An 18892-nucleotide genomic window follows, 5' to 3' on the forward strand; every position below is an offset into this window, starting at 1 on the left:
GTCGAACGAAGTGGATGTCGTCGAACTTCCGCCTCAGCCAACGGCGCGCCGCACCGCCTCGTCCCGGGCGCTGATCACGGTTAATTGTCATGGTTTCCGTTCCACAATCATCTTATCGGCGGATTGTCGAATCGAGCCAGCTTCGTATGCGCGTCGCCGTGAGCGGTGATTCCTCCTCGATGATCGAAAAATGGTTCGCGTCGATTTCCACCACCGAGCCGGTGTGCTGCCAGGCGGGCACCGGCTCGGGGATGTGGGTGCCGCCCAGTGCGGCGGTCGCGCGCAGATTCAGCGTGGGCGCCGAAATGGGCAGCGGCCTCCGCTCTCCGTAGATGCGCACGTAATTTCCCATGGCGACAAGACCGTGGTCGTCGACCAGCGTCATCGCCTGTTCGTGATCCAGCAGCGCGCCGAGCGCGTCGGCGAGCACCGCGTGGTTCAGGTCCATGTCGTCCGGCGAGTAGGTGTCGATCATCACCACCCCGGCCGCCGCGGTGCCCTGTTCCTCCAGCCGGCGTGCCACCGCATGCGCCATCGCACCGCCGATCGAATATCCGACGAGTACCAGCGGCTCGCGAACCAGATCACCGGCGACGCATGCCGCCAGGTACTCGATCGCGCTGTCCCACGACCGCGGCACCGCCTCTCCGGGACTCGTTCCCGGCAGCCGCAGCACGGACACCGCGTGGTCGGCGCCGAGCTCACGGGCCAGGCGGGCGAACTGGTGCGGACCCGACCCGGCCAGGAAGGACGGGACGCAGACCAGCGACGGCGCGGAGGTGCCCCGGGACAACGGCATCGCCCCGGGCCGGCGGCTCAGTTCGTCGACAGTCTCGAACGAGGGGACCAGTTTGGAACTCTCGATCAGCAGCGGCATGGCGGCGTTGACCTCACCCCGCCGATGAGCGGCGAGAACCAGTTCGGTGATGGTTCCCCGCGCTCCGGCCGTTGGCCGTGTCACCTGCCCGGTCACCTGCCCGCCGCTGTCGGCGTCCTCGATCCGGGAGAGCACGAACTTCGCGACCTCACGCACCGTCGGGTGGTCGAACACGAGAGTGGACGGCAAGGTGAGTCCGGCGGCCTTGGCCAACCTGTTGCGAAACTCTATGCCGCCGAGCGAGTCGAATCCGAGTTCGGTGAACGGCGCCTCAGGATCGATCACATCGGCCGAGCTGTGTCCGAGCACCGCGGCCGCCAGAGCACGGATCTCATCGAGGGCGTGGCGTTCACGGTCGTGGTCGGAAACGTTCGTCAGGCGCTGCGCCAGCGAACCGCTCTCGATCCGGTGTTCCCGTGCCGGCACCCGGACGATGCTGCGCAGCATGCTGGGCAGCATCCCGCCGAGGGCGAGTGACGCCAGGGCCGCGTTGTCGAGGAGAGCGGTCAGGACGACCGGCTCGTCCGTCGCCAGCGCACCGTCGAACAAGGCCATCCCCTGTTCCGCGCCGATCGGATTGAGACCGAGGCGAGTCCGGATCTGCCGCGCCAGATGCTCGCTGCCCGCCCGTCCCAGCACTTCGGCCATGCCGACCTTCCAGAGCCCCCACGCCAGGGAGTGGGCGGGCAGGCCCTCGCTGTGGCGTCGCCTGCTCAGCGCGTCGAGGACGCAGTTCGCCGCGGCGTAATTGCCCTGCCCCTGGCCGCCGAGCAGTGGTGCCGCCGAGGAGAACACCACGAAAGCCGACAGCTCGCAATCGCGGGTGAGCTCATGCAGATGCAGCGCCGCGTCGACCTTGGGCGCCAGCACCCGGTCCACCTGCTCGGCCGTCAAAGTCTCGATCGTGCCGTCGTCCAGTACGCCGGCCGCGTGCACGACCGCGGTCAAAGGCGCGTCGGCCGCGATGGTGCCGAGCAACCGCCCCAGTGCCTCCCGGTCGGTGACGTCGCATGCCGTCACTCGCGCGGTGGCGCCCATCTCGGCCAGCTCCGCGACCAGATCGTCCGCGCCGGCGGCGGCCCGGCCGCGCCGCGATACCAGCAGCATGTGCCGCACCCCGTGCGCGGTGGCGAGGTGGCGGGCGACCACCGCCCCCAGACCACCTGTACCGCCCGTGATCAGTACCGTTCCACCGCCGAACGACACGGCGGCATCGCGTGACCTTGTGGTCCGGCTGAAGCGAGGCACCAGAAGACCACGTGGACGCACCGCGACCTGGGCCTCGTCGATGCCCGTCAGCGTCGCCACCGCGTCCGCCGTGAGGCCGGAGACCTGATCCACCACCACGAATCGGCCGGGGTGTTCCGACTGTGCGCTGCGCATCAGGCCCCACACGGCGGCGTCCGGCAAGTCCGGCGTTTCCGTGGGCAAGCCCGCGGCGTTGCGGGTCACGACCACGAGCCGGGTACCGGCCAGCCGATCCTCGGCGAGCCAGCCGCGCAACACCTCAAGCACGGCGTTGACCCGCGCACGCGTGGCCTGTGCCAGGTCATCGGTCACCGGGCAGGATTCCTCGGCGTGCCAGACCACGATGCCGGGAATCGTCTGGGCGGCGACGAGGTCCGCCACGGTCGCGTAATTCTGGTCGACTCCGGGTATCCGGGTCGATCCCAGGACCGCCGTCGTCGCCGCGATGGCATGCGCCGTCGCCGCGGCGGGAGCCTCGATCCACTCGATGCCGAACAGCGCCGGACCGGCGCCGCCCCGCGCGCTGTTGATCATCCCGGCATCGACCGGACGCGCCAGCAGGGAATCGACCGTGAGGATCGGGGCTCCGGTGTCGTCGACGGCGTCGATGCGCACCTGCTGCCCGCTGTGGCGTATCCGGGCACGCACGGTATGGGTGCCACGGCGGTACACCGTGACTCCGGAGAAGGAGAACGGCAGCGGTATCCGTCCCGAGCCGGCGTCCTGAGTGAGCGCGTCGATGGCGGCGTGCAGCGTCGCGTCGAGCAGGGCCGGGTGAATACCGAACCCGGTCGCGCTCGCGGCCGTGGCATCGTCGAGCGAGACCTCGGCGAACACCTCGTCACCACGTGTCCACGCCGCGAGCACCCCCTGGAACACCGGGCCGTAGCCGAATCCCAGGGCCGCCAGCCGGTCGTAGAGGAACTCGCGGTCCACCGGATCGGATCCCGCCGGCGGCCAGCTGTCACCGCCCCACACCGGCCTGTCGGCCACATCGGCGGGGACCAGCACGCCGCTGGCATGCGACGCCCATGCCACCGGGGCATGCGCGCCGAGTCCCGGCTCGGCGGGTGAGTCGTCGACCGCGCGGGAGTGGAGCGAGAACCGCCGGTTCCCCTCCTCGTCAACCGGGCCGACGGTCACCTGGATATCGACCGCTCCCTCGTCGTCGAGTACCAGCGGCGACTCCAGCAGCAACTCCTGAACCGATTCCAGGCCCAGGTGGTTTCCGGCGGCCAAGGCCATTTCCACGAATCCGGTGCCCGGCAGCAACACCGACCCGAACACCGCGTGATCGGCGATCCACGGATGGGTCAGCAGCGACAACCGGCCGGTGAACACCCACTCGTCCTTACCGGCCACGGGTACCACACCGGTCAGCAGCGGATGGCCGAACGAACCACCGGCGACCCCGTCGGGGGTGGGGTGCAGCCAGTACCTCTGACGCTGGAACGCGTAGGTGGGCAACGCGACGTGTGACGCCTGACGACCGGCGAACAACACATCCCAGCGAATATCGACACCCGCCGTGTGCGCCTGGGCCAGGAAGGTCAGGAACTGCTCGGCCTCGTCGTGGTCGCGCCGTGCCGCCGCCGTCACCATCGACCGCGCCGATATGTCATCGTCCAGGCACTGACGGGTCATGGCTGTGAGGACAGCGTCCGGCCCCACCTCCAGGAATCGGCGCACTCCCAGCGCGAAGAGGGTTCGCACCCCGGGCGCGAACCGCACCGCCGCGCGCACCTGCCGCACCCAGTACGACGGCTCCAGCAACTCATCCCCGGCGACCTCACCCGAAAGATTGGACACCAACGGAATCCGCGGCCTGCCGTAAGTGAGACCCGCAGCCGTAGCGGCGAACTCCTCCAGCATCGGCTCCATCCGCGCCGAATGGAACGCATGAGACACCCGCAACCGCGACGTCTTCACACCCCTGCCCGCAAACCAGCCCTCGACCTCACCGACCGGATCCTCATCACCCGACACCACCACCGAAGCCGGCGCGTTCACCGCCGCGACCGACACCCGATCACCGAACTCGGCGACAGCCTCGACCACCTCCCCCTCGGCCGCCGCCACCGCCACCATCGCCCCACCCTCAGGCAAAGCACCCATCAACCGACCCCGCGCCGCCACCAGACGACACGCATCCTCCAACGACCACACCCCCGCCACATGAGCCGCGACCAACTCACCAATCGAATGCCCGATCACCACATCCGGGGAGACCCCGAACGACTCCAGCAACCGGAACACCGCCACCTCAAACGCGAACAACGCCGGCTGCGTGAACTCCGTCCGCCCCAACACCTCCCCGCCCTCACCGGCGAACATCACCTCCTTCAACGAGCAGCCCAGCAGCGGATCGAACCCGGCACACACCTCGTCCAACGCCGCCGCGAACACCGGGAACCCCGCATACAACCCGGCACCCATACCGGCCCGCTGCGCCCCCTGACCGGTGAACAAGAAAGCCGTCTTCCCCGAACCGACCACACCCGACACCACACCCGACGACACCGAACCGGCAGCCAACTCCGACAAACCAGCCAGCAACCGCTCACGATCCCCGGCGACAACACCACCCCGCCACTCCAGCCGCGCCCGCGACATCAACAGCGAACGCGCCACATCCACCACATCGACATCCGGACGCCGAGACAACCAGTCACGCAACCTCGCCGCCTGAGCACGCAACGCCTCCGCACTCTTACCCGACACCAGCAGCGGCACCGGTACGGCAACATCGTCGTCGGCCGAGTCCACTACGGCGGTGACGGCGGGCGTTTCGATCCGACGGGCCGAATCGGGTTCCGGTGCCGTCGACGCAGGCGCCTCCTCAAGGATCAGATGCGCGTTGGTGCCGCTGATCCCGAACGAGGACACGCCGGCCCGGCGTACCTTCCGGCCGACCGGCCACGGCTCGGCCTCGGTCAGCAACCGCACCGAGCCGGCCGACCAGTCCACATGCGGCGACGGCTCGTCCACGTGCAACGTCCTCGGCAACACCTCGTGACGAAGCGCCTGCACCATCTTGATCACGCCACCCACACCGGCGGCGGCCTGCGCGTGTCCGATGTTCGACTTGATCGACCCGATCCGCAACGGCTCGTCGCGATCCTGCCCGTACGCGGCGATCAACGCCTGCGCCTCGATCGGATCACCCAGCGCGGTACCGGTGCCGTGCGCCTCGACCACATCCACATCCGCGGACGTCAACCCGGCACTCGCCAGCGCGTTGGCGATCACACTCTCCTGCGACGGGCCGTTCGGCGCGGTCAACCCGTTGCTCGCGCCGTCCTGGTTCACCGCGCTACCACGGATGACGGCCAGAACGTTGTGCCCAAGCCGCTGGGCGTCCGACAGACGCTCCAGCACCACCACACCGACCCCCTCGGACCAGGCCACACCATCGGCCGAGGACGAGAACGCCTTACACCGCCCATCCGGGGACAGCCCCCGCTGCCGGGAGAACTCCACGAACAGCAACGGCGTCGACATCACCGTGACACCACTGGCCAGCACCAGCGACGCCTCGCCCTGGCGCAACGCCTGGGCCGCCATGTGCATCGCCACCAACGACGACGAACACGCCGTGTCGATGGTCACCGCCGGGCCCTGCAGCCCAAGGGTGTACGCGACCCGGCCGGACACCACGCTGCCCGCCGAGCCGGTCGCCAGGTATCCCTCCGCCGCCGCAGCCGACCGCACCGAGTATCCGTAGTCCTGGTACATCACACCGGCGAACACGCCGGTGTCGCTCCCCCGCAACGACGTCGGGTCGATTCCCGCGTCCTCCAGCGCCTCCCACGACGCCTCCAGCAACAACCGCTGCTGCGGGTCCATCGCCGACGCCTCACGCGGCCCGATACCGAAGAACGCGGTATCGAAATCGCCCGCGCGGCTGAGGAATCCGCCTTCGCGGGTGTATACGGTGCCAGACTTGTCCGGATCCGGGTCGAACAACCGCTGCAGATCCCAGCCGCGGTCGGACGGGAACCCTGTGATCGCATCCGTCCCCGAGGCGACCAGATCCCACAGCTGCTCCGGGGATTCGGCACCGCCCGGATACCGGCAGCTCATGCCCACGATCGCGATCGGTTCGTGTACCCGCGCCCTGCTCACGACCCGCCGGCCACCGGTGGCCGCCCCATCGACACGAGAGCGAACGTATTGCGCGACCGCCACCGCCGTGGGGTAGTCGAACACCAGCGTCGACGGCAACGACAGTCCGGCGGCTTTCGCCAGCCGATTCCGGAACTCCACCGCGCCAAGGGAGTCGAATCCGAGCTCGCTGAACGGCACCTCCGGACCGATCGCGTCCGACCCCGGATGCCCGAGCACCACCGCGGCGATCGACCGAACCTCGTGGAGTACCGTCTCGTCCCATTCGGTCTCGGGTACGTCGGCCAGGCGCTGCATCAGCGAACTGTGCTCTGTCCGCCGTCCATGTGCCGGAACGTGAATGATGGTGCGCAGCACCGCGGGCAGCAGACCGATCCGGGCGAGCGAGGCCAGTGCGGCGTTGTCGACGGCCGCCGTCAGGAGCAACGGCTGGTCCGTGGTCACCGCCCTGTCGAACAGCTCCATCCCCTGTTCCACCGACAGTGGGACCAGCCCGAGGCGCGTGCGGATCTGCTGGGCCAGGTGCTCGTTGCCCTCGTGCCCGAGAGCCGCGGCCATGCCGACCTTCCACAGCCCCCAGGCAAGGGAATGCGCGGGCAGCCCCTCGCTGTGGCGCAGACGGCACAGGGCATCCAGAACAGCGTTCGCCGCCGCGTAGTTGCCCTGTCCCTGGCCACCGAGGAGCGGCGCCGCGGAGGAGAACAACACGAAGGCCGACAAGTCGAGTTCGCGGGTCAGCTCGTGCAGACTCCACGCGGCGTCCACCTTCGGCGCCAGCACACGGTCAACCTGCTCGACGGTCAACGTCTCGATCGTGCCGTCGTCGAGCACACCGGCCGCGTGGATGACCGCGGTCAGCGGACGCTCCGCGGGAATCGTTTCCAGCAGTTCGCGCAGTGCCTGGCGGTCGCTGACATCACAGGCCGCGACCCGCGTGTCCACCCCGTACGCGGCCAGCTCCGTCACCAGTTCGGCGGCACCGGAAGCCTCCGCACCACGCCTGGACACGAGCAGCAAATGCCGCGCCCCGTGCGCCGAGGCCAGGTGCCGGGCCACGATCGCGCCGAGTCCACCGGTGCCGCCAGTGATCAGCACCGTGCCGGCACCGAAGCTCGACCGTGCCTGCCCGGACTCCCGCGCCGGTGCGACGCGAACCATACGCGACACCAACAGGTTCCCCGCGCGGACGGCGACCTGTGGTTCGTCGATCCGCAACGCGGTGTGCACCGCGTCCACCGGCAAGCCCGCGTCGTCCCGATCGATCAGCACGATCCGGCCCGGGTTCTCCGACTGCGCACTGCGCACCAGACCCCACACCGCCGCGGCGGCGAGATCGGGGACCTCATCGGGCAGACCCGCGGCGTTCCGGGTCACGACGATCATCCTGGACTCGGCGAAACGTCCGTCGGTCAGCCATACGCGCAGCGTCGCCAACGCCGAGTGCACCTCGGCGCGAACGGTCTCTGAGACATCGCCGCTCGACGGCTTCGAACCGCCGACCGACCACACGATCACATCCGGCGCACCGCCGGGATGCTCCGCCGCCGCCAGGTCCGCGAAGTCCGCGTAGTGCTCGTCGACCCCGGGGGTCGGCGAGCCGATACTCACCGACCGCGTGCCGATGTCGCCCACCGGCTCTACCGATGGGGCCGCGACCCACTCGAACGCGAACAGGGGGCTACGGCCGCCCACTCGGGCGCTGTCCAGTGTCCGCGCGTCGACCGGGCGGGCGAGCAGGGCGTCGACGGCCAGTATCGGCGCACCGGCGTCGTCGGCGAGGTCGACACGTACCGTCTCGGTCCCGGAGCGCCTGATCCGGGCGCGGACCGAATCGGCCCCACCCCGATACAGGCGGACACCGGCGAAGGAGAACGGCAACGGCAGCCGCCCCTCCGGCAGGTCCGCGATGAGGCCGTCGATGGCCGCGTGGAACGTCGCATCGAGCAGCGCCGGATGAATACCGAAGTTCGACGCCCGCGCGCCCGAGGTCTCGTCCAACGACACCTCGGCGAACACCTCGTCGCCGCGCGTCCACGCCGAGGTCACTCCTTGGAACACCGGTCCGTAGCCGAAGCCCGACTCCGCCAGCCGGTCGTACAGCGACTCCGACTCCACCGGCGTGGCTCCGGCGGGCGGCCAGTCCTCGCCGGTCCATGTCGTGCCGGCGGTCTCGTTCTCGGCGGCGAGCAGCCCCGTCGCGTGCAGTTCCCACACACCCGAGCCGGTTCCGACGGCGTCCGCGTCGGCACCGCGGGTGGCGACGGAACGCGAGTGGATCGAAAAGCCACGCCTGCCCATGTCGTCGAGTTCGCCGACCGTCAGCTGGACGTCGACCGGACCGGCGCCGTCGAGCACCAGTGGCGCCTCCAGCACCAGCTCCTCGACTACCGGAACCCCCAACTGAGCTCCGACGGTCAGGGCCAGTTCCACGAATCCGGTGCCCGGCAGCAGCACCGACCCGAACACGACGTGGTCGGTCACCCACCCGTGCAGCCCCGCGGACAGCCGGCCGGCGAACAACCACTCGTCCTTACCGGCCACCGGCGCTGCCGCACCAAGCAGCGGGTGGTCGAGCGAGATCAGACCCACTCGTCCCAGATCCCCGAGAGCCCCGGCGGCCGGTTCGAGCCAGTACCTCTCGTGCTGGAACGCGTAGGTGGGCAGAGACACCGCCGACGCGGGACGACCGGTGAACACCCGCGCCCAGTCCACCTCGACCCCGGAGGTGTGCGCCTGCGCCAGGAAGGTCATGAACTGCTCGGCCTCGTCATGACCACGCCGCGCCGCCGCGGCCACCAACGACCGCCCCTCAACCTCCTCCGGCAAGCACTGCCGGGTCATCGCGGCCAGCACCGCATCCGGCCCGACCTCCACAAACCGCCGCACCCCCGACGACACCAGAGCATCAACACCCGGCGCGAACCGCACCCCGGCCCGCACCTGCGACACCCAGTACGACGGCTCCAACAGCTCATCCCCGGCAACCACGCCGGACACATTGGACACCACCGGAAACCGCGGCTCGCTGTACGTCACACCCCGTGCGACAGCCGCGAACTCCTCCAACATCGGCTCCATCCGCGCCGAATGGAACGCATGGCTCACCCGCAACCGCGACGTCCGGACACCCTGGCCCGCGAACCGCCGCTCAACCTCACCGACGGCATCCTCGTCACCGGAGATCACCACCGAGGTCGGACTGTTCACCGCCGCGATCGACACCCGATCACCGAACCCCGCGACAGCCTCCACTGCCGCCGCCTCGGTCGCCGCCACCGCCACCATCGCCCCACCCTCAGGCAAAGCACCCATCAACCGGCCCCGCGCCGCCACCAGACGACACGCATCCTCCAGCGACCACACCCCCGCCACATGAGCCGCGACCAGCTCACCGATCGAATGCCCGATCACCACATCCGGCACCACACCGAACGACTCCAGCAACCGGAACAACGCCACCTCGAACGCGAACAACGCCGGCTGCGTGAACTCCGTCCGCCCCAGAAGATCACCGCCACCGAACATCACATCCTTCAACGAACAACCCAGCAGCGGATCGAACTCGGCACACACCTCATCCAGCACGGACGCGAACACCGGGAACCCCGCATACAACCCGGCACCCATCCCGGCCCGCTGCGCCCCCTGACCGGTGAACAAGAACGCCGTCGTCCCCGAACCGACCACACCCGACACCACACCCGACGACACCGAACCCGCGGCCAGCTCCGCCAGACGCGCCAGCAACTCCTCACGATCACGACCGAGAACCGCACCACGCGAATCCAGCTGGGCGCGTGACCGGACAAGCGCACGACCCACATCCACCGGATCGACCTCAGGCCGATCCACCAGCCACGCGCGCAACCGCGCCGCCTGCGCCCGCAAACCGGCATCACCCTTACCCGACACCAGCCACGGCACCACGGTGACCGGGGCAGCGGGCGACGTCGCGGCGACCGGCCGTTCGGCGGGGGCTTCTTCCAGGATCAGGTGCGCGTTGGTGCCGCTGATCCCGAACGAGGACACGCCGGCCCGGCGTACCCGGTCCCCGACCGGCCACGGCTCGGTCTCGGTCAGCAACCGCACCGAACCCGCCGACCAGTCCACATGCGGCGACGGCTCGTCCACATGCAACGTCCTCGGCAACACCCCGTGACGAAGCGCCTGCACCATCTTGATCACACCGGCCACACCCGCGGCGGCCTGCGTGTGCCCGATGTTCGACTTCAACGACCCGATCCGCAACGGCTCGTCGCGATCCTGCCCGTACGCGGCGATCAACGCCTGCGCCTCGATCGGATCACCCAGCGTGGTCCCGGTACCGTGCGCCTCGACCACATCGACGTCGACAGGCGTCAGACCGGCGTTGGCGAGCGCCTGCCCGATCACCCGCACCTGCGAAGGCCCGTTCGGCGCGGTCAAACCATTACTCGCACCATCCTGGTTCACCGCGCTACCACGAATCACGGCCAGAACATCGTGCCCAAGCCGCCGCGCGTCCGACAACCGCTCCAGCACCACCACACCGACACCCTCGGACCACGCCACACCATCGGCCGAGGAAGAGAACGCCTTACACCGCCCATCCGGCGACAGCCCCCGCTGCCGGGAGAACTCCACGAACAGCAACGGCGTCGACATCACCGTGACACCACTGGCCAGCACCAGCGACGCCTCGCCCTGGCGCAACGCCTGGGCCGCCATGTGCATCGCCACCAACGACGACGAACACGCCGTGTCCAGAGTGACCGCCGGGCCTTCCAGCCCCAGGCTGTACGCCACCCGCCCCGACACCACACTGCCCGCCGAACCGGTTACCCGGTATCCCTCGGCGGACGAATCCACCGGCTGCTCCGCGAATCCGTAGTCCTGGTACATCACACCGGCGAACACACCGGTGTCGCTGCCCCGCAACGACGTCGGGTCGATCCCCGCGTCCTCCAAGGCCTCCCACGACGCCTCCAGCAACAACCGCTGCTGCGGATCCATCGCCGACGCCTCACGCGGCCCGATACCGAAGAACCCGGCGTCGAACTCCGCCGCGCTCGACAGGAATCCACCCTCCCGGGTGTATACGGTGCCGGGCTTGTCCGGATCGGGGTCGAACAACCGATCCAGGTCCCACCCTCGATCCGACGGGAATCCCGTAATCGCATCCGTCCCCGAGGCGACCAGATCCCACAGCTGCTCCGGGGATTCGGCACCGCCCGGATACCGGCAGCTCATGCCCACGATCGCGATCGGCTCGTCCATCCGCGTCCTGGACGCCCGACGCCGGGCGCCCGCCCGCTTCTCCGTACCTTCGATCCGGGATCGGACGAACGTGGACACCGCCAGCGCGGTCGGGTAGTCGAACACCAGGGTCGACGGCAGGGTCAGTCCAGTGGCTTTGGCCAGCCGGTTCCGGAACTCCACCGCGCCAAGGGAGTCGAATCCGAGCTCGCTGAACGGCACCTCGGGGCCGATCGCCTCCGCCGAGTCGTGTCCGAGTACCGCCGCGGCCTGTGTGCGGACGAAGTCGAGCACCGCGGCGTCTCGCCGGTCATCGGAGATCGTCGCCAGCCGCTGCGCCAAAGCCGCGTCCGCGGCCGTGCGCCGCGCGGGAACGGGCGCGAGCGTACTCAGGATGGCGGGCAGCAGGCCGGACCGCGCCTGGGCCAGCAGCGCCGGACGGTCGAGGTCGACGAGGGCGAGCAGCGGGGCGCCGTCGCCCGGAGACAGGGCCCGGTCGAACAGTCCCAGGGCGTGCCGGTCGTCGAGCGGACGGATCCCCAGCCGCTCCATTCGTGCCAATGCCGCGCGGTCCAGATTTCCGGTCATACCGCTGTTCGGGCTCCACGGGCCCCAGGCGAGCGACACCGCAGGAAGCCCTTCGGTGTGCCGCAGCTGTGCCAGCGCGTCGAGGAATCCGTTCGCCGCCGCGTAGTTCCCCTGTCCGGCCGCACCGAGCATCCCGGCGACCGATGAGAACAGCACGAAGGCGGCGAGATCGTCCGTGCGGGTCAGTTCGTGCAGGTTCCAGGCCGCGTTGACCTTCGGTTCGAGTACGCGAGTCACCTGTGCGGCGGTCAAGGTCTGGACCGTGCCGTCGTCGAGAACACCCGCGGCGTGCACGACACCCTTGAGGCCGTGCTCCGGCGGGATGGTGTCGAGCAGATCCCGAAGTGCCGCACGGTCACCGACGTCGCAGGCGGCCACTCGTGCGTCGGCCCCGAGCTCGGTCAATTCCCGTACCAGGTCCGCGGCCCCGTCGGCCTGTTCGCCACGGCGGGACACGAGCAACAGCCGCCGGACACCGTGGGAGGTCACCAGATGCCGGGCCACCCGGGCTCCGAGTCCGCCGGTACCACCGGTGACCAGCACCGTGCCCGAACCGAACGCCCCGGCCGCCTCGCCCGCCTTGCCCGGCGCCGAGCTCGTTTCGGCGACGCGAGGAACCAACAGCCGGTGCCCGCGCACGGCCACGTGGGTTTCCTTCAGCGCGAGAGCGGCCGACACCGTCTCCGCCGCGAGTTCGCCGCCATCGTGGTCAAGCAGGACGATCCGGCCGGGATGCTCCGACTGCGCGCTACGCACCAGCCCGGACACGGCCGCCGCCGTGAGGTCGGGCTCCTCTCCCGGCAGCGCGACCGCCCCTCGGGTGACCACCACCAGCCGGGTGCCGGTCAACCGGTCTTCCGCCAGCCAGGCGCGCAGCGTCTTCAGGGCCTCACGCACTCGGTCATGCGTTGCCGCCACGACATCGACGCGTTCCGCGGCGTCGCCGGCCTCGATCGGCCACAACACACGGTCCGGAATCGCCTCGGCGGCGACAAGGTCCGCCAGGTTCGGGTAGCGGCGCTCGATCGCGGGCAGGGCGCCGCCCAGCACGGCCGTCGACTCAACCGTCGAAGACGCGTCCGGAGCGGCCGCCTCGATCCACCGCACGCCGAGTACGGTGCCGCGCCCATCGCCGTGGGCGACGTCGAGCGATCGGACGTCGATCGGCCGCGCGAGCACCGATTCGACGGTCAGAACACCTGCCCCCGTCGCGTCGACGGCCTCGATGAGGATCTTGTTCGCGCCGGTGCGGACGATCCGTGCCCGGACCGAGTCGGCGCCACGGCGATGGACGTGCACGCCGGAGAACGAGAACGGCAACGGCAGCTGTCCGGCGGGGAGGTCCCGCACGAGCATGTCGATGGCGGCGTGCATGGTCGCGTCGAGCAGCGACGGATGGATTCCGAACCGCGAGGCCTGCTGTGCGGTGGTCTCGTCCAGCGAGATGTCGGCGATGATCTCGCCGTTGTCTCGCCACGCGGCCGTCACACCCTGGAATGCGGGCCCGTACCTGAATCCCAGCTCCGTCAGCCGGTCGTAGAGCGCGTCACCGGTGATCGGTTCGCCCATCTCGGGCAGCCAATCCTCGCTGTCCGGCGGCGCCACCGCGCCTGATTCGGAATCGGCCAGGACACCCTCGGCGTGCGACGTCCACCCGGCGCCGTCCGCGTCACCCTCGACGCGGGAATGGACGGCCACGGGCCGGGCGCCATGGGCGTTCGCGGCGCCGACGGTGACCTGCAGTTCGGTCGCGCGGTCGTCGCCGAGGATCATCGGCGCCTGGAACGTGAGCTCCTCGATCACCGAGCAGTCGATCATGCTGCCCGCGCACAACGCGATCTCCAGCAGAGCCGCCGCCGGCATGACCACCGTGTCGCCGACCACGTGGTCCGCGATCCAGGGGTGGTTCCGCCGCGAGACGCGGCCGGTGAACAGCCACTCGTCCCGGCCCGCGAGTTGCACCGCCGCACCGAGCAGCGGATGGTCGGGGAACACCAGCCCCGCCTGGGTGACATCACCGATCCGGGCGTCCGCCAAAGCGGGGTCGTGCCAGTACCGCCGGCGTTGGAACGCGTAAGTGGGCAGGGAAACCCGGGCAACCTCACGCCCGGAGAACAGCGGCGTCCAGTCAACGTCCACACCGGACGTGTGCGCCGCGGCGAGTAAGGACAGAACCCGCTCGGCCTCGTCCTGGCCGCGCCGCGTGGCCGCCGCGACGAGCGACCGTGCCTCAGCCTCCCCTGGCAGGCACAGACGGGTCAGCGCCGACAGGACCGCATCGGGCCCCATCTCCAGGAACCGCCGCACGCCCAGGTCGCGGAGGGTCTCGATACCCGGGGCGAACCGCACCGCCGCCCGCACCTGCCGCACCCAGTACGCCGCGTCCAGCAGCTCCGCTCCGGCGACGGCACCGGACACGTTGGACACCACCGGTATCCGTGGCGGATGGTAGGCGATCCTCCGGGCGATCGACTCGAACTCGTCGAGCATCGGTTCCATGTGCACCGAATGGAAGGCGTGGGAGACCCGCAACCGTGACGTCTTGTGTCCCTCGGCGGACAGCCGCCGCTCGATCTCGGCGACCGCGTCCTGGTCGCCGGAGATCACCACGGCCGCGGGCGCGTTCACCGCGGCGATGGACACCCGGCCGTCGAATCCGGCGATCGCCTCGGCCGCCGCGGTCTCCGGGACCGCGATGGCGAGCATCGCACCCCCCTCGGGCAACGCCGCCATGAGCCGTCCCCGCGCGGCGACCAGCGCGCAGGCATCCTCAAGCGTCCAGAGCCCGGCGATGTGGGCGGCGACGAGCTCTCCGATGGAATGCCCGATCACCACATCCGGGGTGACACCGAACGACTCCAGCAGCCGGAACAGCGCCACCTCGAACGCGAACAACGCCGGCTGGGTGAAGTCGGTCCGATCCAGCAGATCGCCGCCCTCGCCCCCGAACATCACGTCCTTCAGCGAGCGGCCGAGCAGTCGATCGAACTGGACGCAGACCTCGTCCAGCGCGGACGCGAACACCGGGAACGCCTCGTACAGACCGGCCCCCATGCCGGCTCTTTGCGCACCCTGGCCGGTGAACAACAGCGCCGTCTTCCCCGCCTCGACGGCCCCCGCGACCGCACCGGAGGACGTCGAACCGGCGGCCAGTTCGGCCAGGCGCGCCAGCATTCCGTCCCGGTCCGCGGCGACCGCCGCACCGCGATGGTTGAGGTGCGCCCGCGAGTTCACCAATGAGTAGGCGACCTCGGCGAGGTGCGCCTCCGGATGGTCGAGCAGCCAGCGATGCATCCGCTGCGCCTGCGCCCGCAGCCCTTCCTCGCTCTTGGCCGACACGGGCCACGGCATCACGTCGGTGGCGATCGCCACCGGAGCGGCGGCCTCGGCGGACGCCTCGCCCGGACGCGGTCCGGCATCGGTCGCATCGCCGTCGGGCGCCTCCGGCTCCACCGGCTTCGCGGGCGCCTCCTCAAGGATCACATGCGCGTTGGTGCCGCTGATCCCGAACGACGACACCCCGGCCCGGCGCGCCCGGTCGGCCGCCGGCCACGGCTCGGTCTCGGTCAGCAACCGCACCGAACCCGCCGACCAGTCCACATGAGACGACGGCTCGTCCACGTGCAACGTCCTCGGCAACACCCCGTGACGGAGCGCCTGCACCATCTTGATCACACCGGCCACACCCGCGGCGGCCTGCGTGTGCCCGATGTTCGACTTCAACGACCCGATCCGCAACGGCTCGTCGCGATCCTGCCCGTACGCGGCGATCAACGCCTGCGCCTCGATCGGATCACCCAGCGTGGTCCCAGTACCGTGCGCCTCGACCACATCCACATCCGCGGACGTCAACCCGGCACTCGCCAGCGCCTGCCCGATCACCCGCACCTGCGAGGGACCGTTCGGCGCGGTCAACCCATTGCTCGCGCCATCCTGATTCACCGCGCTACCACGGATGACGGCCAGCACATCGTGCCCAAGCCGCCGCGCGTCCGACAGGCGCTCCAGCACCAGCACGCCGACACCCTCGGACCAGCCGACACCGTTGGCCGAGGAAGAGAACGCCTTGCATCGGCCGTCCGGCGACAGCCCCCGCTGACGGGAGAACTCCACGAACAGCAACGGCGTCGACATCACCGTGACGCCACCCGCCAGCACCAGCGACGCCTCGCCCTGGCGCAACGCCTGACACCCCAGGTGCAACGCCACCAGCGACGACGAACACGCCGTGTCCAGGGTGACCGCCGGGCCTTCCAGCCCCAGGCTGTACGCCACCCGCCCCGACACCACACTGCCCGCCGAACCGGTGCCGACATATCCCTCGGTGGCAGTCGATTGCGCGGCGAATCCGTAATCCTGGTACATCACACCGGCGAACACACCGGTGTCGCTCCCCCGCAACGACGTCGGGTCGATCCCCGCGTCCTCCAACGCCTCCCACGACGCCTCCAGCAACAACCGCTGCTGCGGATCCATCGCCGACGCCTCACGCGGCCCGATACCGAAGAACCCGGCGTCGAACTCCGCCACGCTCGACAGGAATCCGCCCTCACGCGCATAGGACGTGCCTGTCTTGTCCGGGTCCGGATCGAACAACCGGTCCAGATCCCAGCCTCGGTCCGGCGGGAACTCCGAAATCGCGTCCCGGCCCGAGGCGACCAGGTTCCACAGCTGGTCCGGGGATTCGACGCCACCCGGATACCGGCAGCTCATGCCCACGATCGCGATCGGCTCGTCCATCCGGGCCTGAAGCCGCTCCAGCCCATCACGAGTCTCAAGAAGTTCCAGCGTTACTTTCTTCAGGTATTCCAGAAGCCGGGTTGACGACTGATCCTCAACAACGTTTTCGTTCACGACCTACCCACACCTGATCTTCGAAGTTCGACGCTGGGACCGTGCCCGTCCGGAAGTGCTCAGGACAGTGGGCTCATATCCACCTGGTATTCCTTGATCCAGGCGTTGGCTCGAAGCACGCTTTCGGTGCGCAGGCGGTTCCAGGTTCCACCGCCGGCCGAATCGGTGCCGTCGATGATCTGCTGTGCCGCCTCGGGGTTGATGAAGGGACGAATCGGTTCGTCGTCTCCGTTGTCCACAATGCTCTTCAGGCCCTTGCGGAGCATTTCGTCGTATCCGGTGTCGAGCGTCGCCGGGAAGGCCGATTTCGGACGCTGGAGCACCGACTCCGGCAGAAGATCGCCCGCGGCCTCACGCAGCAGCCACTTTCCGACGCCGTTCCGGCTCTTCATCGACCACGGAACGTTGAACATGTACTCGATCAGCCGGTGGTCGCAGAAGGGGACCCGGACCTCAAGCCCCAGGGCCATGCTCATGCGGTCTTTCCGGTCGAGCAGTGCCCGCATGAACCGGGTGAGGTCCAGGTAGTTCACCTCACGCATGCGTGCGTCCCGAGGTGATTCGCCGTCGAGGCGGGGAACCTCGGCCAGCCCCTCGGCGTACATGCCGCCGAGCCGCTCCATCATGCCCGTCCGCTCAATCACGTCGGAGCTGAACAGACTGAACGGGCCCGGTGTCCCCCGCAGCACCTGGAAAGCCATCCAGGGGTATATCGGAATGTCGAGAACCTTGTCGTCGTGCACCCACGGGTAGCCCCCGAAGACCTCGTCGGCGCCTTCGCCGGATATCGCGACGGTGCAGTACTCACGCACGGCGCGGAACAGCAGATAGAGCGAGACGTCCATATCGCCGAGATGGTTGGGCAGATCCCATGACGCGAGCACCTCGCGACGGACATCCCGGTCGCTGAGCCCATGTGTGTCGACGGCCACGGACTTGTGCAGGCAGCCGACGTAGTCCACCACCTGCTGGATGAACGGGCCGTCATCGGTGGTGCGCAACCCGTCCGCGGCGGCGTTGAAGGAGTCCGAGTACCCCACGAAGTCGATCGAGAACGAATGCAGGACGTCGTCGCCGTTCACCTGGGCGGCGAGCGCGGTGAGCAGGCTGGAGTCGACACCTCCCGACAGGAGCATGCCGAGCGGGACATCGGACACCAGCTGTCGCTCGACGATGTCCTCCATGAGCGACCGCACCTTCGCGACGGTCGTCTCCAGGTCGTCTTCGTGGGGCCGGGCCTCCAGCCGCCAGTAACGCCGCTTGTCGATCCCGTTCCTGCTCACCCGCAGATACTCACCGGGCTGCAGTTCGTACATCCCGTCGAACAGCGTCTGCCCGCTCATGTTCGCCTGGAGCATGAGGAAACTACTGAACCCGTCCGGGTTCACCTTCCGGGGTACCGCGGGGTTGGCGAGAATCGCCTTCGGCTCGGAGCCGAAGGCGATGCCGTGTTTCGTCGGGTAGTAGTAGACGGGCTTCACGCCGACCCGGTCCCTGACCAGCAGCAACTGCTCCTTTTCCGTGTCCCAGATGGCGAACCCGAACATCCCGTTGAGGCGGTTCACGAAGTCCTCGCCCCATTCGAGATAGGCGATGGCGACAACCTCCGTGTCGCTGTTCGTCGTGAACCTGTGTCCCTTGGCCGTGAGCTCACGTCGCAGTTCGCGGAAGTTGTACACCTCACCGCTGTAGACCAGGACCGCGTTGCCCCGCACCATCGGTTGTGCCCCGCCGGCGGGGTCGATGACGGCGAGCCGCCGATGGCCGAGCGCCGCGTGCGGCGCTATCCACGTGCCGCCGTCGTCGGGCCCGCGCAGTGCCATCGTCTCCGTCATCGCCTCGATTGTCGCGCGGTGCAGGCGAAGATCCGACTCGAAATCCACGAAGCCGGTTATTCCACACATGATTAAACCTTCCGACAATCGAGCCACGCCCAGCATTCGACGCAACGACATTTATTCGAGC

General features: G+C 69.2%; 2 protein-coding genes. Both read right to left on the bottom strand.

The genetic code is table 11. The features are described 5' to 3' along the window. Window positions 1–112: 112 nt before the first annotated feature. Window positions 113–16927 carry a type I polyketide synthase gene (locus OG587_RS34520; protein WP_329082803.1) on the bottom strand — a complete coding sequence of 5605 codons (16815 nt, stop codon included), beginning with the start codon at window positions 16925–16927 and terminating at the stop codon, window positions 113–115. A gap of 59 nt (window positions 16928–16986) precedes the next feature. Next, window positions 16987–18882: an asparagine synthase (glutamine-hydrolyzing) gene (gene asnB, locus OG587_RS34525; protein WP_329082805.1), complete on the bottom strand. Its 1896-nt coding sequence runs from the start codon at window positions 18880–18882 to the stop codon at window positions 16987–16989. Window positions 18883–18892: the final 10 nt, after the last annotated feature.

Origin of the sequence: Streptosporangium sp. NBC_01469, assembly GCF_036227305.1 — a bacterium.
Lineage (GTDB): Bacteria > Actinomycetota > Actinomycetes > Streptosporangiales > Streptosporangiaceae > Streptosporangium.